The following is a 20514-nucleotide window of genomic DNA, read 5'->3' as shown; positions in this document are numbered from 1 at the left end:
CGCCCTGTCTACGAACGGGCTGGGCCGAGAACGACACATCGGAGCCGGGCACAAAAGAGGCGGGACTTCCCGCCACCTTCGACGTATTGCGCACCGGGGGTGTGTGGCAAGACCCGGGGTGTGTTGCACGATCTCCGGCCGGAGCCAGGACCTGCGGAAATCGGGGATTCGGAGAACCAGTGGTTGATACTGACAGCAGGGTGGCGATGCCCTTCTCGCTCGGCACCCAGATGGTGGGTTTCGGCGAGATCGACCGGAGCCACGTCGCCGTCGCCGGGGGCAAGGCCCTGGTGCCCGGCCTGGTGAACGCGGACATCCACAAGGTGCGGGCCAGTGAGATCGTCGAAGCGACGATCGCGACCAAGCAACTGGCCGTCCTGGCGGCACAGGAAGGTGGGATACGGGAACAGGCGGTCGAGCCGAGGCGCAACGGCAACCGGCGCTGACCGATGCCCAGGTGATCCAGCTCGAGCAGCTGGGCAGGCGAATCGAGGCGTACTTCGGCCGTCCGCAGGGCATCGAGTGGTGCCTGGACGGCAGCGGTTTCCAGATCGTCCAGAGCAGGCCGATCACCACCCTGTTCTCATCCCGCCTGCCGGGGGCGGGGGGCAACCACGTCTAGGTGTCCGTCGGCCACCAGCAGATGACGACCGACCCGATCGACCCCCTCGGCCTGTCGATCTGGCAGTTGACCACGCCACGGCCGATGGCCGAGGCGGGCGGGCGGCCCACCGGCGCAGGAGCGGCGCCGACCGAAACCGACCCGGCCATGGTCGACGAGGTGATCGCGGAGACCCAGGCGTCACCAACCGAGGCCAAAAGGACATCCAGAACAAGCGCGGTCCGGAACTGCTCGAATTCATCGTGAAGTACGCCAAGGACGGGCTGAGGCGGATCATGTCCGACCCGCGCAGCATGCAGATGATCATGGTCGGGCACGAGGCGACCTGGTGGCTCAACGACCAGCTGCACACGTGGCTGGGCGAGGAGAACGCGGCCGACACCCTCTCAAAGTCGGCCCCCACAACGTCACATCGGAGATGGGCCTCGCGCTGCTGGACGTCGCGGACGTGATCCGCCCGCGAGTCGCGGCCTACCGGAGGGACGCCGACGACGACGGTTTCCTCGACGAACTGCCAAAACTCCCGGGCGGTGACGAGGCCAGGGACGCGATCCTGTCCTACCTGGACAGTACGGCATACGCTGCGTCGGCGAAATCGACTTCACCAGGCCGCGGTGGAGCGAACGCCCCACCATCCTCGTGCCCCTGATCCTCGGCAACGTCGACAACTTCGAGCCCGGCGCAGGCAGCCGGCGCTTCGAACAAGGGCGCCAGGAAGCGTGGAAGAAGGAACAAGAGCTGCTTGAGCGCCTGCGCCTACCGCCGGACGGCGAGCGGAAAGCAGACGAGACCAAGGCGATGATCGACCGCCTGCGGACCTTCGTCGGATTCCGCGAGTACCCCAATACGGGATCGTCAGCCGCTACTTCATCTACAAGCAGGCACTGCTGGCCGAAGCCGACCGCCAGGTCCGCGCGGGCGTGCTGCGCGACCGGGAAGACATCTTCTACCAGAGGTTCCAGGAATTCCACGAGGTCGCACGCACCGGACAGGCCGACAACGACCTCATCACCGAACGCAAGGAAGCATTCACCACGTACCAGGCACTCACGCCACCCTGGGTGCTCACCTCGGACGGCGAGGCCATCTCAGGCACCTACCGACGCGCGGACATGCCGGCCAGCGCCCTGGTCGGCCTGCCCGTCTCCACCGGAACCGTCGAGGGACGCGCCCGCGTCATCCTGGACATGACCGAGGCTGACCTCGAAGCGGACGACATCCTCGTCACCGCCTACCGACCCGAGCTGGTCACCGGTGTTCGTACGATCAAAGGCCTCGTGACAGAGGTGGGCGGCATCATGACCCACGGCGCGGCGATCGCTCGTGAGTACGGCCTGCCCGCCGTCGTCGGCGTCCAAAACGCCACCCGCCTGATCCAGGACAACCAGCGCATCCGCGTGACGGAACGAACGGCTACGTCGAGATCCTGTCGTAGGGCGCCGACCGGAGAGGTCGGGTCGTGGCTGACGTAGGTCGACCGCAATTCCTCACCACGCCGAAAGTCTGCGTCGCTCCGTATGCCTGCGGCAGTTCAGGCCCGGCCAATGGTCGTGAACGCTGCCGCAGGTGTACGGCTTGTCTGTTCGCCGTGTGTATTGCGTTCTGCTTCGACGTCATGTGGCGCTATTCTGAATTTGTTTCGACATGACATCGAGCCGAGGGGGCGCGGAGAGCATGGCGGCGATGGGTGAGAGGCTGTCCTCATTCGACATCTGCGCAGGTGCGGGTGGGCTCGCACTGGGATTGGAACGGGCGGGATTCGACCCTGTTCTGTTGTTGGACAAGCTTGCTGTCGCGTGTGAGACGCTGCGACTGAACCGTCCCCGATGGGAAGTGCTCGAGATGGATCTGCTCGAGTTCGATCCGGTGGACCATCAGCAGGTCTACGACGTGGACCTGCTGTCGGCGGGGCTGCCACGAGTCAAAGCGACAGCGACGCTCAACCGCAGTCGTGGCAGTGATCTGGAGTTGGAGCTCCTCAAAGCGACGATGGGGCTCATGTACGGTGTACAGCCGCGTGCGCTGCTCATCGAAAATGTTCCTGATCTGGTGACGAAGGACGAGTACAGGCCGATGCGTGAGTTCGTCGATGCCGAACTCACCCACTTGGGCTACAAAAGCAGATGGTTCGTGCTGAATGCCGCGGACCATGGTGTTCCGCAGAATCGGGAGCAGGGGATTCTGGTTGCTTTCAAGGGCGATGCTCTGGACGCGTTCGAGGAACCTGCCCCCGAGGACCAGTTCGTCACAGTAGGTGATGCGTTGCGTGACTCCATGAAAGCGAAGGGATGGAAGCAAGCGGACGAGTGGGCGGCTCAGGCCGACAAGCTTGCCCCGACCCTGGTAGGAGGGTCGTGGGAACGTGGTGGTCCGGACCTCGGGCCCACCGGATCGAAGAGAGCATGGGCCAGGATGGGCGTCGACGGGGCGACTGTGGCCAACGAAGTACCAGGTCCGGACTTCCACTGGGATCCACTGCTCGGCCGTTCCGGGATGGTTCCGCTGACGGTCGAACAAGCCGCACGTCTCCAGGGATTTCCCCCGGACTGGCGGTTCGCGGGCCGCAAGACCGCTCGCTATCGGCAGGTGGGGCACGCCTCGCCGCCGCCGGTGGGGACTGCCTTGGGCCAAGCTGTTCGGAAAGCCCTGGGTCACGCGGGCGCGGCCTGACGAGTGTGACGGGCGACACCCGATAAACTTCCCTCTCGTGACTCCCGTGCAGCCGTTGTTGTTCCCGCCTGCGCAGATCCACATGGTGGATCTGTTCGCCGGTCCTGGTGGGCTCGATGTCGCGGCGCACTGGATGGGCATCGCTGTCGAGGGGATCGAGATCGATCCCAACCCCTGCGAGACCAGGGCGAAGGCCGGCCTCGCGACAAAGGCGTCCGATGTCCGGAACTTCGGACCGAAGGACTACCCCGATGCCACTGTCCTGGCTGGTGGCCCACCCTGTCAGACCTACACCGTCGCGGGCGGCGGGGCAGGCAGGAGAGCGCTGAACCAGGTGCTCGAGTTCGTCGAAAGCATGGCCGAGGGCAAAGACGTTTCCGCCGAGCTGAAGGGACTCGACGACGAGCGCACAGGGCTCGTCCTGGAACCCCTGCGGTGGATTCTGGAGGCGCACGATCTGCAGATCCCCTACGAATCCATCGTGCTGGAGCAGGTACCGGCGGTGAAGCCGGTGTGGGACGCCTACAAAGAGGTCCTCGAGGGAATCCAGTACACAGTGGACGTCGGCATCCTCCACACGGAGGAGTTCGGGGTGCCGCAAACCCGGCGGCGGGCGATCCTCGTCGCTCGCCGCAACAACGAGGTCGCACTGCCGAAGCCGACACACCGCCGCTATCGCAAAGGCGGAGCTCGGTCCGAAGGCGATCCGAGACTCCTGCCCTGGGTGACGATGGGCGAGGCGCTTCGACGGCCCGAGCAGTTCAACGTGATCTCGAACTACGGCACCGGCGGTGATCCCAAAGCACGGGGGCGGCGGAGTTCGGACGAGCCGTCGGCGACCGTCACCGGAAAGATCTCGCGCAATCGACTGGTGACGCGTGATCTGCCCGAACGGGAACTGCCTCGCCTGAACGAGGGTGAGATGGGGCGGTTGCAGACGTTTCCCGTCGATTACCCGTGGCAGGGCAAGGAGTTGTCGCAACAGATCGGCAACGCGATCCCGCCTCGTCTTGCGGCCCACGTGCTTGCCGCGGCCCTGGGGCTGACATTCGACACCGAGGATCTCGACGCGGCAGTGGAGGCGAACTGGGATGCTGCCCAGTACGATCCGCCTTTGTTGCCCACCAAGCCCATCTGAGGGTGCGAGATCAGTCTCGTGTGCCTCTGCGGCGATGACGCAGAGGGGCGTCTTGGAGAAGCTTCTCGAAAAGCGGCACAAGGGTGTTCACGGCGTTTTCGTTCACCATGCCATCGTCCGGGCCGTCAGGCAACCGATCCCACGGCACCGGCGGCATGTGTTCGGCTTCCTCGATCCACTCTTGGAGCGCGTCGTTGTCCACCGGATCATCGGTTGCGATGACGTCGTAGACGAGTGTGCTGCCAGCGGCGTTCACCGCTGAGGACAGGGCGTTGACGCGATCGCTCATTCGGGATACGCCGTCTGCCTTCAACTTTTCGAGTACACGGATGATCGCGATCGCGGTGGGCCGGTGGTCGATCACGTCCAGACGCATGGTCGTGTTGAGAACGTCCTGGAAGCCACAGGCGAACTCGGCAGGCCGGTAGTCGTCGCCGTCGCGAAAAAGCTCTGCCGCCCACCACAAACGGGAGAAGGCCTGGGTGTAGTGCGGGCCGCTGAACCGGGCGCTCTCGGCGATCTCGTTGCGCTTGTGCCGCCATACCACATAGTCAGGTGCGACGAGCATCGACAGGTAGTTCCATCGTCTGCTGTCCGCGGCTTCTGCCCGGGTCATCCGCAACGTAGCGTGCAGTCTCGGTGCGAGCCACGCGTCCGCCTCCGTCGGGCTGTCCTCGAATCGGCGCACAGCCTCGTCGAGGAGCTCACGGACCGGCCAAACGTCCCAACGTTTCTGTGGGGCGGGAGGATCTGTGGCTGCTCTGTGCAGCGCCACCAGTGGTGGACTCTCCTGGCCTGCCTGCGCTCCATGGGTGAGGTATTTCGCGACCGCGGCGTCCGAAAGCAGTCCGATACGGACGATCCCGGATGGGCTGTTCATCGGTTGCCACTTCCGTCGGAGCGGTTGACAGACCGCACGGCATTGGTCAGTTTCCTGCTGATCTGACTGCGCTTCCCGGCTGCGTACTGGATGCTGGTCTGCACTTCCGACCAGCCGAATCCCTTGGTACGCCGATCGTCGATGTCGTACAGCGCGTCTGTGAGCTGTCGCCCCGGCAGCACATCGGGCAGCATCATGCGCAGGATGGGCTCGCGCCATCCTGTCGGCATCAACGGTGTCCCGTCCTCGTCGAGGTCGAGATCGCTGATGGCAGCGTGGAACATCGCGATCCACGCGTCCTGGGCGATCTGGGCGGCCGTCATGTCTAGCAGCAACCTCTCGTCAGGCGTGCCGCCCGCAGCGTGCATGACATCGACCAGCCCTTCGACTCCGGTGGAGTTCAGGTACACGGTAGGGACGTCACCCGTCGTCTCGACGATCCACGGAGCATCCTTGAACGGCCGGAGCCATTCCAGTGGGCCTCCCCGGAAATCGACCTCGACCACCTCGATTTCCTGCTGGCGCACGGGTCTCGTCAACGCCAGGTCGATGTACCAGGGCCTTTCCGTCGATCCGATCATGCGGCCTGCGATTCCGTCGACCGTGCCCACCACGGTGAGGGTGAGCGACGCGCGGTTGAGATGACGAGCTCGTGCGAGCTCGATCGACCCCTGCCAGCTTCCGTCGCGCGCGCGACTGAGCCTGGCGGTCGTGCGCGTGTTGGTCACGGTCTCGGACAACACGGCCAGGCACTCGACATCCGTCCATGGGCCGGAGGCGGTCTCCGGCTGCGGCAGCGTGGCCTTCAGCCGAAGAGTCGCGGTTTCCCACTTGTCTCGGCCTGTCTGGTGCAGCGCGACTGTCTGCTCCATCTTGGACACGTGGGGGAGCGGGAGGTCCGCGCCGTCCACGGCTACGGCCACGACATCGAGCAGGACGTCACCGAAAAGGGTCGGGTACGGGAAAACCGGCTTCACGCCGCACCCCCTCGAGCCTTTTGGACGTCGACGACGAGACGCGAATGTGTGCTCGGAACCGGGTGGGTGTTCGGGTCGGTGACACCGGTGAACGCTGCGGAACGCACGCCCGCGTCGACGACGATGCGCCCTTTGTCGACGCGGCAGTTTTCGGCTGCTGTCAGCAACGCCCAGTCCACCACCGGGCGGCCGCCGGACCGGACGGCGAATTTCGCCACCGGGGTCAGCAGCCATGGATCTTCGGCATCGGGCAGCTTGAGATCGACACGCACGTACCAGGCGCCGGATTTTTCGACGTGGGCACTGATGCTGCGCACTGCGGGGATGCCCTGGGTTCTCCTCGAGCCGGAGGTGCCCGGCCCGTCCAGCTTCAACAGCTCCCGGAGCGCGGCGGGACCGCCGCTGCGGTCGATCTCCCGCCTGCCGACGAGTTCCCGAACCGCGTTGTCGATCTCTCTTTTGAACTCGGTGATGCGGGAGAGCGCACCCCGTTGGTACAGGGAGGTCAGCTCTTCGGTCCGGTCCCAGCGATCGTGCTCGGGGGGCTCGGACGCACGGAGGAACTGCTCGGCCAGTTCGGTGTCCTTGCCATCATTCTGGGTGGCGTATCCGGCAAGCAGAACAGCTTGGAACCGGTCTGCGCCGAGCGGCAGCTCAGTGGGACGTCGCTCCAGAACGGCCATGCGGTTGCCGCGCATGCACACGACACGATTGGCACGGTCCTCGTCCTCGGATCTGGTGAGCAGCAGAACCGCTCGGTGCTCGACACCTTTGCCGTTTTTGGAATCTTCGCCCTTGAGCGGCGTTACGAACAACGGTACTTCGGTGTGCGCGACTTGATCACCCTCGGTTCGCTTCGCCACGGTCTCGTTGTCCAGGTACGCCTTGAGCGCACGGCTCAGCGCGGGATGGCGGGTGTGGGGATCGACGCGTTCCTCCGGAACGAGAACGTTCCCGTTGCGCAAGGTCGTGACTCGTGCCTCGAGGATCGCACCGGCGCGCTTGCCACCGATCATGGCTGCCCAGAACCCGTCGGCAAGGGATCGCACCAGTTTCTCGTGCATCTCGGACAGTGTCTTGGCATCGCCGGACGCGTCGTGCGCGCCGACGATGAGAAAGGAGGTGCCCGGATCCGAGGAGGGGCGTTCCAGGTAGAGGCTGCGAACCGTCTCCTCCGCCGCCCACCACGACCGGGAGACGTCCTTGTGGCTGGGTGTCGTGTCGGGCTCGCCGAACCACGCCGGCCCCGCGTACGCCTTGTCCTCGACCCTGCGCCAAGGAAGGTCGATTCTGCCGATGAGGCGGCGTTCGGTGCGGCCTTCGTGTGGTTCGGACAGTGTCGAGTTCATCAGCACGAGTCCGAAGCGGCTGGTTGCCCAAAGAGTGACCTTGCCGAGACCGTACGAACCGCCTGCGCGCTTGCTCGACTTCTTGTGGCTGTCGAGTTGACGTCGCACGACGGCGGCGTATCTGCCGTCGTCGTATTCGGGACCGGTCAGGCCCGCGGCGTTGTAGTCGTCGACTCTGAGCAACAGCAGTGATCGGGTGTCGTCCAGGTCGTCGAGTGCCGCACGGAGACTGCGCGACACTTTCTGGCTCGCAGAGGCTGCAGCGTCGTAGTGGACGCGCAGTGCCGGCCACTTCAAGGTAGTCAGGAATTGGTCGAGGTGCTCACCGCTAAGCTCGTGCAGCGTGAAGTGGACACGGACAGGCCCTTCGGTGTCGTGACGCTCGTCGAGCGAGTTCTGCGTCGCCTCGCGCGCCAGGACGGAGAGGTCGGCGTCGAAGGCGAACGCGGCTGCGTTCCCGTACTCGCGTCCTCCGTCGGAGTGAGCGGGCCGGTGATGCCATCGGAGTGGCAGGGTGGTGACCGCGTCGGAGGTCCGGTTGTGGATCGACGCCTCGTCGACGCCGAGGAACTCGGCTATCTGGCGTTTCGTCTCGGCGCGCGGTTCGGCCCGGTCCGTGATCCAAGCCGACACGGCTGCGCGAGTGAGGCCCAGATGGCTTGCGAGTTGCGCCTGCGATTTCCCCGCCCGACGCAGCTGCCTGCCGAGCCAGGGGCCGAACTTCTCTCCCTGTGAGGTCATCGCCTGTTGACGCCTTCCCGTCGTACGTGTGGCACCCAGGGGGCCGTCAGGCAGTCTACCAGGCTTATTTGACAGCGGGATTGTGTCAATCTACGGTTGACTTCAGTTCGGTCGGCCTATCCCTGTGATGGCGTACCGTATCGCAACAGTCCGACAGTCACAGCTCCCACCGGGAGGCACGTCGCAGCCCACACGGTCACAACTGAACAAGGCACGGCCCACCGAGGCCTCATTTTGCCGTACCTGCACAATGGCTCGTCGCTCCGACGCGCTGTGCACAGGTGGGTGTGTCGTGCTTGCTTGAAGAAGACGTCCAAGGTTTCGCAGACGGGTCCTCGAGTCTCAAGGGGTCGTCTCGGTGAGGAGTCAACCGACCATGATCGAACATGCGGTCGGCGCAGTGGGTGCTGTCCTGCGCCGGATCGTCGAGCTCACGAAGACAGCACTGAGGACGTATGCGCTCGATCCCGAGCGAATCGAGGAGGACGCGAACGCGGAACGCCGCATTCACCAGGGCGGGTACAACACCCGCCAGGTCTGGGAACTCGTGCAGAACGGTTCCGACGAGCAGCGAGCGCCCGAGCATGAGGGAGGCAGGATCCACGTCGTCCTGGTAGACGACTGCATGTACTGCGCGAACGACGGCTCACCCATCTCGGCGCAGGGCGCGGAAGTCATCCTGCGCATGGGTGTCTCCCGCAAGCGGAGTGGCGAGATCGGCCGGTTCGGGGTGGGCGTCAAGTCGGTGTTGTCGGTGACCGACACCCCGCAGTTCTTCAGCGACACGGGTTCGTTCGGGTTCGACGCCGACTGGTCGGCTGCCCAGATCCTCGATGCGGTGAACGGGGAGCGCGCGCGACGTGACCTGGATCCGCTGGAGTCGGTGGGCCGTGTACCGGTCCTGCGACTTGCCAAGCCACTCGACGAGCATCACGAGCGGGCTGTCGATCGCGTTCTGGACGAGCTGCGGAGCAGCGGATTCGCGACTGTCGTGCGGCTGCCGCTGGTGCCGGGCGCGGCCGAGAAGCTCGGCAGGGATCTGATCTCGTTTCCACGCCTGTTCCAGCTCTTCTCACGTCACGTCGGCACCGTCGTGCTCGAAGACCGACGCAACATGCCGGTCGTCCGTCGGGAGATCACGGTGGAGCACGACGGTGCGCGCCACACCATCCGTGAGTCGTGCGCCGGTGCCAAGGCGGAGGTCGAACGGTATCGGGTCTTCGTCGCTCCGCACGAGGTCACCGAGAAGGTCCGTCGAGGTGCGGGTGAGTTGCACGACCGCGTCGCGATCGACGTGTCCTGGGCTGTGCCGGAGTACACGGAGAGCAAGAACGAGCCGGGACAGTTTTCGTTGCCACATGAGCGCGGTGAGTTCTGGGCCTACTTCCCCACCAAGAACGCAACCACTCTGCGCGGAGTGATCAACGCGGCGTGGAAGACGAACGAGGATCGGCAGAACCTGCTCGACGGCAGCGACCTCAACACAGAGCTGCTCGACGTCGCCGCAGAGCTGGTGGTCGACAGCTTGCCCGCATTGGTCGTCCCGGTGGATCCGGCGGCGTATCTGCCGGCTCTCCCCGGACGGACCAAGGAGTCGCCGAACTGGGCTTGCGAGTACCTGACCGGTCGGATCTGGAAGCTTGCGGCAGTCAGACCGTCGCTGCCCGACCAGGACGGTGTGTTGCGGGTGCCGGGTGACCTCCACATCCATCCGGAGGGCTTGCCCGACACCGCAGTGGCGTCGTGGGCCGAGTATCCGGGCCGTCCGCGGAACTGGGTTCATCGTTCGGTGGATGCCAGCGGACGGGGGCGGCGGGGCAAGATGAATCACGCGCTCGCCGAGGCCGGAATCGAGCCGGAGAGCCTGGCCGCGTGGCTCGAAGCTCTGGTTGAAGACGGATCCGCGGAGGCATCTGCCGCGGCGATCCGCATCGTGGCGCATCTGCTCGATCTGGCTGATGTCCAGAAGATCCCTCGGAGGGTCGCCGACGAAGCGCGCGAAGCCAGGGTCGTGCTGACCGAGCGGCATGGCTTCGTGCCCGCTGCGGCCGGCCGTGTGTTCCGGCGCAACGGGGACGACGGCCTGGCCGACGACCTTGTCTACGTTCACCGCCGGATTTCCGATGACCCGGGACTGACCGCTGCCCTCGACCGGATCGGCATTCGTGACGCGGATGCGTACGGGCGGTTCCACAGCGTGCTCGAGCAGGGTTTCCTCGGGTATACCGACGAAGCGTGGGTGCGGTTCTGGGAGCTCGAACGCGCGGCGGGAGGCATCGAGCAGGCGGAGGCCATTGCCGACAAGCTGCCGAATCTTCCCGGCAGGCTGCGAGTCAAGACCACGGCTGGGACGTTCCGCGCTGCTGCCGACTGCTTCCTGCCAGGACCCGTCGTGCCGGAGGACGGTTCGCGGGACGCCGCCTTCACCGTCGATGTCCGATTCCACGTCGACGATCTGGCGGTACTGCGTCACCTCGGGATGAGCGATCGCCCGACGTCCGGCCACCGTCCTAAGGAAAACTCCGGGTGGTACCAGGACTATCACCACTGGGTACACAGTGAGTACTGCCGCGAGCTGAACGCCACGGCCAGCCGCGTCCAGCTACAGACCGTCCAGCTCTCCGGCCCACCGCTCATCGGCTCGCTGCACGTCTTCGTCGGTCTGTCCGACGAGGGCAAGGCGGCGTTCCTGAACGCGATGCCCGACGACGGCCTGGTCCAGTTCTGGACTCGTCAAATCGGCAAGTCGGTCAGCACCCGCACGCGTGTGCCGTCTCCCGTCCGCTGGTTGGTGCTGCGCGATGGCAAAGTCACGACATCGCTGGGGCTGGTACCGGTACTGGACGCCGTCGGTCCCCAACTCGATGCGCTCCGTTCGGCGTTGCCTGTGGCCGGTATCAGTGCGACCAAGGCTGAGCGGTTGGGACTTGCCACGCGCGTCGAGGATGTCGAGCGCCGCCATTGGGCCGCCTTGTTGGATCGGGTGAAGGACAGCACCGACGACGCGTTCGTCGGCCGGATGTACGCGCTGCTGGTCGGGCACGCACGGAACCTGGTCGAGGACGTGGACGAGGTCCGCTGCCGGGTCGGCAAACGCTGGGAGCTTCGGCCCCGCGGTGAGGTCGCGGTGGCCTTCGACGAAGACGAGTACCACGAATTGGTACGCGAGAACCATCCTGTGCTGCTCGTGGACTCGCCGGACGACACCGCCCGGGCGGAGTTCATGATCCGCGAGCTGGGCATGCGGCGCGTCTCGGACGTCGTGCAGAGGCGCCTGTGGCATGTTCCCAGCAGGCCTGCGGTACCGGTGGCCGACGAGTACCCGCCGCTGCGAATGCGGCTGGGGGCGTGGATGGTGCAGAAACTGTCGGTGCAGTGGTGCAGCGAACTGGAGGAGGTCGTCCGGACCCCGCAGGGAACCCGGACGAAGTCGTTGACGAGCGCGCGGCAGGACGACACCGTTCACATGCTCGACAGTCTGTCGGCCGAGGACGCGCTCGTTCTGCTTGATCAGGAGTTCGGTTGGAACCTCGGTGTACAGGGCTGTCGAACGCTGATCGAGGCCCAACGGCGCGGGCAGCAGGACAGTGAGCTGCAAGCCCGCCTCGCCGCAGTCCGGGACAGTGAGAGCCTGATCGAGAAGATCGCGTTGTTGGTCGGCGATGAGAACCTCAGGAACGGACTGCCTGCGGGTCTCGTGGCGAGCGAGGTGGCGGAAACCGGTGTCGAGCCGGATACGGCCAGACTCGCTCAGCTTGCTTACCACGCCCACGACGACGGAGTGCTGCGTGTGCACGCCAAGGACATCGGCGCCAGGTTCGACACGGCGCCCGCGAGTTTCGACGGTGGATCTGCCGCACTGCGATTCGTGACCGACCTCGGCTTCCCCGACGCGTTCGCAGGTGTCCGCATCCCGGCCCCCCCGATGCGGGAGGAGGCTGTGGGGCCGGTCGAGTTCCCGCGGCTGCACGGCTACCAGGAGGAGATCGCGGCCAGACTCACCGGTTTGTTGCGGACTCCCGGCCCGCAGCGGGCGATGCTGAGTCTGCCGACCGCCGCGGGTAAGACGCGCGTCGCCTCGGAGGGCGCGATCCGCTGGATTCGCGAGTCAGGCTTGCCCGACGGCCCCATCCTGTGGGTCGCGCAGACCAGCGAGCTGTGCGACCAGGCTGTGCAGTCCTGGAAGTTCGTGTGGGAGAAGGTGGGACCGGAACAGTCACTGGTCATCGACCGGCTGTGGACCACGAACTCCGCGACTCCCGTCACCGGACGCCCGCATCTGGTCGTGGCGACCGACGCCAAGCTGCGGGTGTGTCTCGGGACGGATGAGTATGCGTGGTTGCGCGAAGCGGCCTTGGTTTTCATCGACGAGGCGCACGTGGCGATCGCTCCCCAGTACACCGAGTTGCTCGAGCGTCTCGGGCTCACGCACCGCGAAACCTCCAGGCACCTCATCGGGTTGAGTGCTACGCCGTTCCGCAATGACGCGGACCGCACGCGGCGACTCGTACAGCGATTCGGGGACCGCCGTCTCGACAAGGGGGTGTTCCCCGGCGACGAGCCGATTCCGCACTTGCAGGAACTCGGTGTGCTCGCCCGTGTCGAACACCGCGAGCTCGTCGGTGCCGACATCCGCCTCGAGACCGAGGAACTCGGTGACGTCAAAGGTTTCCTTCCCAAGAGCGCGGAGCAGCGCCTGGCCGAGGACGAGGCGCGCAACAAGCTCCTCATCGAGGAGATCGTCGCACTGCCCGACGACTGGCCGGTTCTCGTGTTCGCGACGTCCGTCGGTCACGCCAAGTACTTGGCTGCCAAACTCGGCGACAAGGGTGTCCGGTCGGCTGCCATCGACTCGGCGACACCGTTGCCGGAGCGGCGTCAGCGCATCGAAGCGTTCCGCAGAGGGGCGATTCGGGTTCTCACGAACTACGGCGTTCTGTCGCAGGGGTTCGACGCACCGGCGATCCGCGCAGTCGTCATCGCACGTCCCGTGTACAGCCCGAACGACTACCAGCAGATGATCGGCCGCGGTCTGCGGGGCAGCCGCAACGGCGGCAAGGACACCTGTCTCATCCTCGATGTCCGCGACAACATCGCGAACTACGACCGGGACCTCGCCTTCACAGGGTTCGAGTACCTCTGGCAGAAGGAGCAGCGGTGACGTTCCGCGACGGGGGGGATTTCGAACTCACCCCGACACAGCAGGCAGTCGTGACGAAATCCTGGAACGCCAAGGTGCTCGTCACGGCGGGACCGGGCGCGGGCAAGACGACGACGTTGTACCACCGCGTCTCGCATCTGCTGAGCAAGGAAGGGCTCCAGGTCGACGAGATCGTCGTGTTGACCTTCTCCCGTGCCGCGTCGAGAGCTCTGCGGCAGCGGGCTCAGGACGCCGCTCCGCCAGGCAGACGGACACATGTCCGGACATTCGACGGATGGGCGTGGTCGCTTCTCCGGGAAGGCGGTTACACCGCCGAGCAGTTGGCCGGGTACGGGTTCGACGAACGGATCAGGCTGGCTGCGGAGGCCGTCGAACACGGCGACATCGAGACGGCAGCGAGCGAGCCGCGGCATGTGATCGTCGACGAGGTCCAGGACCTCGTCGGCGTGCGACGCGAGATGATCGAGGCTTTGCTGGACCGGTATCCGGACGCGGGCTTCACGGTGGTCGGCGACCTCGCGCAGTCGATCTACGGATTCCAGGTGGCGGATCCCGATCAGCGGGTGGCGGAAGCGAACTGGTTCCTCGATTGGATACGTGCGTCCTATGGTGAGGAGCTTGACGAATTCCATCTGGTCGACAACTTCCGAGCACGCACCGCCGAGGCGCGCACAGCGCTGAAGTACAGCGCACAGCTGCAGCGGATGTCCGAAGACACCGAGACGTCGGCGGCGAAAGCAGCAGCCAGTCGCCGACTGCTGTGGTCCGCGCTGTCGAACGCACCTGACTTCGGTGGGCTCGACAGCGCGTTCGTCCGGGACTCCTTGCAGAACTTCGTCGGCACGACTGCGATTCTGTGCCGCGACAACGGACAAGTCTTGTTGTTGTCGCAACAGCTGAACGAGGCGTGCATTCCCCATCGCATTCAGCGGTCGCCCCGTTCGGGAGCCGCACCCGCGTGGTTGGCCGGGTTGTTCGCCCGCACGGATGCCGTTTCGCTGACGCAGGAGCGCTTCGAAGAGTTCTTCATGGGGCTGGACGTACCGGACGGGGCTGACGTCCGACAGGTCTGGCGTGGCTTGCGTTCGGTGGCGGGCAAGGCCCGCAACCAGTTGGATCTCGAGGTTCTGCGCACAGCCGTGGCCGAGGAACGCCTCCCGGACGAGCTCACGGTCGCCCCGGAGCACCCGCTGACCCTGTCGACAGCGCATCGCGCCAAGGGGCTGGAGTTCGACCGCGTGTTGATCGCGGGTTTCACAGGGGTGACCACTGCGGGAAAGCGTCAGGATGACGATGCGGCCGAAGCGCGCCTGCTGTACGTGGCGATGACGCGCGCACGTGACGACGTCTACCGCTTCGCCTGCCCGGACAGGCGGATGATCCGTAAGGCGAACCGCTTGCCGATGCCGGTCGACCGGTGGTACGTGGGCGCCCGCGATCGATGGATGCGCTCGGGTGTCGAGGCCCGGGAATTCGACGTGTGCCACGAGGCGCCTGCCGGCGTCGGCATGTCCGTTGCAGATCCTGTTGACACACAGCGGTATCTTGTTGAGCTTGTTCGTCCCGGTGACGCAGTCGTACTGCGGAGGCTGCACGACATGCCGATGTCGGCGGTCCAGACACCGCAGTACGGAATTTTCCATGAGGGCAGGCTGATCGGTCAGGTGTCGGAGCGTTTCCGCAACGATCTGTGGCGGCTGTTGAAGCAGTCGGCGTCCTTCCGGGTTCAGCGATGGCCTTATCTCGTCACCGGCCTGCGGATCGAGTGCGTCGAGACAGTTTCGGACCGGAAGGCGGTGACCGACCGCCATGGCCTGGGTGGTCGAGGTATGTGGCTGGCCCCGCGGCTGTTTGGGCTGGGTCGGTTCGACTGGTCTCACTCCGAGACTGTCCCTGAAGGAGACAAGGCGCTGTGAGTGACTCCGGATACGCATCGCACTACGCGCTGCGGAATGCCCTGCACACGACTCTGCGGGCCGACCTCGTCGGCCCGCAGGCCGGAGAGTGCGAGATCCTGGCCACGGACGCGCCGATCACTGCCTATCCCATAGGTGTGCTCTTTCCGCAGTCCGACGATCCGGGACTGGTCGCCGCGGAAGACGGAGTGGACAAGCCGCCCGACGTCGTCCGGGGTGACGACGCGGAACAGGAGACGGGTGATCTCGGAGTTGCGCTCGCCAACCGCCGCAAGCCATCGTCGATCGGGCTGACCTTCGGTGTCGACCCGACGGTCGCAGGCACTGTCCACGCGCGTGTACAGACCGCGATCTACCTCCCGGAGGATGACAACGGCGAGCCGATCGAGCCCCGCCGCAGCGAGGCTCGCAGCGTCGAGCAACAACGCGAGCGCTGGCGACGTGTGCCGTTGCGGTGCGAGACCGTGTCCATCGACGTGACATCGCCTGGTATGCATGTGCACGTCGTGCACGAGTCGGGACTGCAACTCCGAGTTCTCGTCAGGCCGGCGGTAGCCGATGGCGCAGTGACTGTGACCGCGACACTGGTCAACGTCCGTCGCGCGAGTGCGTACGACTTGCAGGACGCTTACTGTTACTTCCAGCCCGAATTGGAAGTGACAGGGCCCCAGAGTGCGTGCCCGTTTGTCGAGCGACGAACGACCTCCGGCGCCGTCGATGCCGAACACGCGTTGAGCAGGCTGTTGTACAGACATGCACCGACGTTTGCCACCGGTCACGGTTGTTCCGCCGCGTGGGAGTGGGTGCCTCCACCCATCCACGCGCCGAATGGGGGACGCGCGGCGGTCTCGGTCGTACGCACGGAACTCATGCCCACGCATGAAGTGCTACTCACCGATTCGAATCCGCAGATCGACAACCAGGCACTCAGCATGCATTTCCTGGGGCGCGGAACCGCCGACGAGGTCGTTGCCGCTCTGACCGCCCTTCTCGACCAGTACGAGGTCTGGATCCAAGACCGAGCCGAGGAAGCGGAGGTGCTTCGGGACACGGAGCATGCCGAGCCTGCTGCCGAACAGATCGAACTGTGCAGACATGCCTTGAGCCGCATGCGAGGTGGTGTAGCTCTGCTGGCGGACCCTCAGTTTGTCGCACCGTTCGAGGCCTTCCGTATGGCGAACCAGGCCATGGCGCTTCAGCGCGGGCGCGCGGTGTGGATCGAGAACGGCCGAAAGGGCACTCCGAACCCCGAAGTCGGCCGCTGGCGCCCATTCCAACTCGCGTTCGTGCTCCTGTGCCTGGAGGGGATCGTGCAGCCCGGGCATCCGGATCGTGACATCGCCGACCTGCTCTGGTTCCCTACCGGAGGTGGCAAGACAGAGGCCTACCTGGGTCTGGTCGCGTTCACCGTCTTCTTCCGCCGCCTGCGTGACGGTGTGGAAGGTGGAGGGGTGACCGTGCTGATGCGATACACCTTGCGTCTGCTGACGCTCCAACAGTTCGAACGGGCGAGCTCGTTGATCTGCGCAATGGAGTGTCTTCGCAGGGAACACGAAAACGAACTGGGGACTGACCCGGTGTCGATCGGCATGTGGGTCGGCATGTCGGCGACGCCGAACCGGCTCGACCGAGCGCAGCGTAGGCTAGACGAGCTGAGGTCGAGCCCGCAGAAGGCACTGCAGAGCGAGAACCCCGTTCAACTGCACACCTGCCCATGGTGCGGCGAGGCGCTCGGTGTTCACGATTACGAAGTCCGGCAGGACCTCTGCCGAATGCTCGTGCGTTGCCCGAATCCGGCCTGCGACTTCAACAACCACCAGGGTTTGCCGGTGCACCTGGTGGACGAAGCCGTCTACCATGCCCATCCGACACTGGTCATCGCCACGGTCGACAAGTTCGCCTCACTGCCGTGGCGACCTGAGACGACTGCGCTGTTCAACGAGGACATACAGCGCGGAGTCGCGAACCCGGCGCTCATCGTCCAGGACGAGTTGCACCTGATCTCGGGACCGCTCGGTACGCTGACCGGCCTCTATGAGACCGCCGTCGACATGCTGGCAGACAAGCCGAAGGTCGTGGCTTCGACTGCGACGATCCGGCGTGCGTCCGATCAGGTCGCAGCCCTCTTCGACCGGAAGTTCGCGCAGTTCCCACCTGCCGGTCTCGACGCGAGGGACTCCTGGTTCGCTGTCGAGGCCCCACGCCACGAGAAGGCGACTCGTCGGTATGTCGGGCTGCTCACGCCTTCGACCAGTCAGGCGACCTTGCTCGTCCGGACCTACGCTGCTTTGCTCCATGCCGCGGCTCGTGCCGACGCCGAGCCCGAGGTGCGGGACGCCTATTGGACGCTCGTCGGGTACTTCAACAGCCTTCGTCTGTTGTCCGCTGCGGAGTTGCAGGTCTTGGACGACGTGCAGGGACGCCTCGAACTGCTGGCCAAGCGGGACGGAGCAGGGCCCGCGCGCTCGGCACCTTCGCTGATCGAGCTCAGCAGTCGAGCCGATTCGAGCGCCATCCCGGCGCACCTCAAGCAGCTCAAGTGTGCGTTGCCTGATCGTGATGCACTCGATGTCCTGCTGGCCACCAACATGATCTCAGTGGGCGTCGACATCGACCGCCTCGGACTGATGGCTGTCATGGGACAACCTCAGACGACGGCCGAGTACATCCAGGCCACGAGCCGGGTCGGCAGGCGTCATCCGGGATTGATCGCGGTCATGTTCAACGGTGCTCGATCACGAGACCGTTCGCACTACGAGAACTTTCCCGGCTTCCACGCAGCGCTCTACCGAGACGTCGAGTCGACCAGCGTCACACCTTTCTCCGCGCGTGCACGCGACCGCGGTCTGCATGCGATCATCGTGGCGTTGACCCGGCTCACGATTGCCGACGCTGCCGCCAACGAGTCCGCGGCCAGAGTCGAGTCGTTCGTGGACGAGATCGATTCGACCATCCGCCAATTGGTGCTCGCCCGTGTCCGTTCCGTCGACCCGGACGAATCGGATGCGACGGCTCGCTGTTTCGACGAGTTCATCATCTTCTGGCGTGCCCAAGCACAAGACAACCCGAACCTCGTGTATGACGCCCAGGGCAGCGGCAAGCCTGCCCTGTTGCGCGGGTTCGGTGGCAGCGACGATACCGAGGCATGGGACACCCTGTGGAGCCTCCGCGACGTCGATGCCGAGTCGGCTCTCTTCCTCGACAACAACCGGGGCAGGTCACAGTCATGACACCACCTCCAGCACGCCTTCGCCTCGCACCACGTCTGCGCAAACTGGGCGTTGTCCGCCGTTCCCAGTTGATCACGACCTACGGCGTCGGAGCGTTGATCGCTGTCGACAACGAGTCGTTCATAGTCTCCGGTCTGGACTCGTGGGACACGAGCGCCGCGCCGGAAGTCTTCGAACGTAGGCTTGCGCAGGTGCTCGGCGTGAAATCCTTCCGCCTCCCGCCCACACCCGACACGGACGAAGGCGTCGACGGTGTCCGTGTCCGCCGTTTCCCCGAGTTCTACTCGTGTCCGGGTTGTTGCGTGTTGCAGCCGTTCTTCCGGTTCGGCAGCCTGGCGGGAAGGGCGAGGTGTGGCGAGTGTGACGAGGATCTCGTCCCATCCCGGTTCGTCCTTGCCTGCGATGACGGACACATCGAGGACTTCCCGTACTGGAAATGGGTGCACCGCGGTCAGAACACAGCTTCCGGGCTGTGCGGAGGAACGCTGACGTTGCGGATCGACGGCAACACCGCCTCGTTGCGTTCGGTCATCGTGAGTTGCGACTGCGGTGTGTCCGCAGTCTCGATGGAAGGAGCGTTCCGTGCGAAAACGCTCAAGGAACTGGGGATCCGTTGTGGCGGGCGAAGGCCGTGGTTGAAGGAAGCGGCAGCGGAACCTTGTTCGCAGCAGCCGCGAGCCATGCAGCGAGGATCGTCCTCCATTTGGCATCCCGTCATGCGCAGTGCCTTGTCGATCCCACCCTGGAGCGAAGGCATCGATGCGCTGCTGGAGCGCGAACGTATGATCGGCGCGCCGGAAGAGGCAGTGCGTTGGCACTTCAGCAGTCGTTCTGCCCTGTTGCGTCCGATCAAGGTGACGCTGGAGGACGTGGTCGCGCGAGCGTTGGCCATCTCGACTGAGGCTCCGAAGCAACCGTCTCCGGCTGACACACACGATGTGTTGCGTCAGGAGGAATACGAGAGCCTCGTCCGCGGCAATCCGGAGAAACACGCGTCTGGTTGGCAGTCGTTCGTCTGTGAGCCCCCTACGGGTGATCGTTCGGCAGTTCGGCAGTTCGGCATCGATGGATGCATGCTGGTCAAACGATTGCGGGAAGTTCGCGCACTGCAGGCTTTCATGCGGGGAGTGGCACCCCTTGAATCCGAGTCGGGGCAGCGTCACGCGAAACTGTGGCTGTCCGCTGAGGCCGACTGGTTGCCCGCTGTCGAAGTCAACGGGGAAGGGGTATTCATCAGCCTGGACGCTGACCGGTTGCATGCATGGGAAACCGACCCTGCGGTCATCGCCCGCAGTGAACAGCTCCGCCGCAATCATCTCGCATTGCTCGAACAGCGGGCGGCGTCGACCTCGCACGGAAAAGGGGCGCCTGTGGAGTCGTACGTGTCGCCGCGATTCGTTCTGTTGCACACGCTGGCGCACGTGCTGATGGACGAGTGGAGCCTGGACGGCGGATACCCGGTGTCGGCGCTGCGTGAGCGTCTCTACGCGAGTGAGGAGATGGCCGGGGTCCTCATCTACACGGCGACCAGTGATTCCGCAGGGTCTCTTGGTGGCATTGTGGCCCAAGGTGAGCCGCAACGGCTGGCATCGACGCTGAATTCGGCGTTGGCGAGGGCATCATGGTGTTCGAACGACCCCTTGTGCGTGGAATCGGCAGCGAGCGGGGTGGACAGCGTGAACCTCGCCGCATGTCACGCCTGCGTCCTGCTTCCGGAGACCAGCTGCGAGAACAACAACAGCTTCATGGACCGTGCGATGCTCATCGGCACACCGTCTGGCGACGTACCGGGCTACTTCCGTGCCTGTCTGTGACTCGCCGGTTGTCCGC

The 20514-nt window shown here is 65.2% G+C and carries 15 protein-coding genes; 12 read left to right on the top strand and 3 right to left on the bottom strand.

Annotated features, from left to right (window positions below):
* Positions 1–179: 179 nt before the first annotated feature.
* The 8 genes from AOZ06_RS60985 to AOZ06_RS46695 all read left to right on the top strand — a co-directional run bounded on the left by AOZ06_RS60985 (position 180) and on the right by AOZ06_RS46695 (position 4430).
* Positions 180–446: a hypothetical protein gene (locus AOZ06_RS60985; RefSeq protein WP_225953063.1), complete on the top strand. Its 267-nt coding sequence runs from the start codon at positions 180–182 to the stop codon at positions 444–446.
* A gap of 11 nt (positions 447–457) precedes the next feature.
* Positions 458–622: a PEP/pyruvate-binding domain-containing protein gene (locus tag AOZ06_RS60980; protein ID WP_236951958.1), complete on the top strand. Its 165-nt coding sequence runs from the start codon at positions 458–460 to the stop codon at positions 620–622.
* Entirely contained in the window at positions 623–868 is a 246-nt protein-coding gene (locus tag AOZ06_RS60975) for a hypothetical protein (RefSeq protein WP_054295257.1), read from the top strand.
* Positions 865–1074, top strand: a complete 210-nt coding sequence (locus AOZ06_RS60970; protein WP_054295256.1) for a hypothetical protein — start codon at positions 865–867, stop codon at positions 1072–1074. The genes AOZ06_RS60975 and AOZ06_RS60970 overlap by 4 nt, the downstream gene beginning before the upstream one ends.
* Positions 1041–1271, top strand: coding sequence for a hypothetical protein (locus AOZ06_RS60965; RefSeq protein WP_054295255.1), 231 nt, complete (start codon positions 1041–1043; stop codon positions 1269–1271). The genes AOZ06_RS60970 and AOZ06_RS60965 overlap by 34 nt, the downstream gene beginning before the upstream one ends.
* Before the next feature lie 271 nt (positions 1272–1542).
* Positions 1543–2094, top strand: a complete 552-nt coding sequence (locus AOZ06_RS60960) for a PEP-utilizing enzyme (protein WP_054295254.1) — start codon at positions 1543–1545, stop codon at positions 2092–2094.
* 211 nt (positions 2095–2305) lie between these two features.
* The gene (locus AOZ06_RS46700) at positions 2306–3292 is read left to right on the top strand and encodes a DNA cytosine methyltransferase (protein WP_054297429.1); all 987 of its coding nucleotides are present in this window, start codon (positions 2306–2308) and stop codon (positions 3290–3292) included.
* Between the two features lie 37 nt (positions 3293–3329).
* Positions 3330–4430, top strand: coding sequence for a DNA cytosine methyltransferase (locus AOZ06_RS46695; protein WP_218921894.1), 1101 nt, complete (start codon positions 3330–3332; stop codon positions 4428–4430).
* 10 nt (positions 4431–4440) lie between these two features.
* Here AOZ06_RS46695 and AOZ06_RS46690 read toward each other — a convergent pair whose 3' ends face one another.
* From AOZ06_RS46690 to AOZ06_RS46680, 3 genes are all read right to left on the bottom strand, one after another.
* Complete coding sequence (locus AOZ06_RS46690) at positions 4441–5310, bottom strand: DUF6339 family protein (protein ID WP_054295253.1); 870 nt, start codon at positions 5308–5310, stop codon at positions 4441–4443.
* Positions 5307–6221 (bottom strand): hypothetical protein, encoded by a 915-nt coding sequence (locus AOZ06_RS46685; protein ID WP_236951957.1) that lies wholly within the window; start codon positions 6219–6221, stop codon positions 5307–5309. Before AOZ06_RS46685 ends, AOZ06_RS46690 begins: the two co-directional genes overlap by 4 nt.
* 62 nt (positions 6222–6283) lie before the next feature.
* Positions 6284–8377: a helix-turn-helix domain-containing protein gene (locus AOZ06_RS46680; RefSeq protein WP_054295251.1), complete on the bottom strand. Its 2094-nt coding sequence runs from the start codon at positions 8375–8377 to the stop codon at positions 6284–6286.
* Between the two features lie 376 nt (positions 8378–8753).
* On the opposite strand from AOZ06_RS46680, the gene AOZ06_RS46675 reads away from it, so the two are divergent.
* The 4 genes from AOZ06_RS46675 to AOZ06_RS46660 are packed head-to-tail and all read left to right on the top strand — an operon-like array spanning position 8754 to position 20498.
* Positions 8754–13538 carry a DEAD/DEAH box helicase gene (locus tag AOZ06_RS46675; protein ID WP_054295250.1) on the top strand — a complete coding sequence of 1595 codons (4785 nt, stop codon included), beginning with the start codon at positions 8754–8756 and terminating at the stop codon, positions 13536–13538.
* Positions 13535–15454, top strand: a complete 1920-nt coding sequence (locus AOZ06_RS46670; protein WP_054295249.1) for an ATP-dependent helicase — start codon at positions 13535–13537, stop codon at positions 15452–15454. Before AOZ06_RS46675 ends, AOZ06_RS46670 begins: the two co-directional genes overlap by 4 nt.
* Positions 15451–18684: a helicase-related protein gene (locus AOZ06_RS46665; RefSeq protein ID WP_054295248.1), complete on the top strand. Its 3234-nt coding sequence runs from the start codon at positions 15451–15453 to the stop codon at positions 18682–18684. Before AOZ06_RS46670 ends, AOZ06_RS46665 begins: the two co-directional genes overlap by 4 nt.
* On the top strand, positions 18600–20498 hold the full coding sequence (locus AOZ06_RS46660) for a DUF1998 domain-containing protein (RefSeq protein WP_335338335.1): 1899 nt from the start codon (positions 18600–18602) through the stop codon (positions 20496–20498). The genes AOZ06_RS46665 and AOZ06_RS46660 overlap by 85 nt, the downstream gene beginning before the upstream one ends.
* Positions 20499–20514 lie beyond the last annotated feature (16 nt).

Source organism: Kibdelosporangium phytohabitans, assembly GCF_001302585.1.
In the GTDB taxonomy this organism is placed as follows: domain Bacteria; phylum Actinomycetota; class Actinomycetes; order Mycobacteriales; family Pseudonocardiaceae; genus Kibdelosporangium; species Kibdelosporangium phytohabitans.
This window is presented reverse-complemented; position numbering and strand designations above follow the sequence as displayed.

What these genes read in the sequence shown, in the direction of transcription:
- AOZ06_RS46690 (WP_054295253.1), bottom strand. Translation starts at nt 5,310, where the DNA reads ATGAACAGCCCATCCGGGATCGTCCGTATCGGACTGCTTTCGGACGCC.
- AOZ06_RS46700 (WP_054297429.1), top strand. Translation starts at nt 2,306, where the DNA reads ATGGGTGAGAGGCTGTCCTCATTCGACATCTGCGCAGGTGCGGGTGGG.
- AOZ06_RS46675 (WP_054295250.1), top strand. Translation starts at nt 8,754, where the DNA reads ATGATCGAACATGCGGTCGGCGCAGTGGGTGCTGTCCTGCGCCGGATC.
- AOZ06_RS60965 (WP_054295255.1), top strand. Translation starts at nt 1,041, where the DNA reads ATGGGCCTCGCGCTGCTGGACGTCGCGGACGTGATCCGCCCGCGAGTC.
- AOZ06_RS46680 (WP_054295251.1), bottom strand. Translation starts at nt 8,377, where the DNA reads ATGACCTCACAGGGAGAGAAGTTCGGCCCCTGGCTCGGCAGGCAGCTG.
- AOZ06_RS46660 (WP_335338335.1), top strand. Translation starts at nt 18,600, where the DNA reads ATGGGACACCCTGTGGAGCCTCCGCGACGTCGATGCCGAGTCGGCTCT.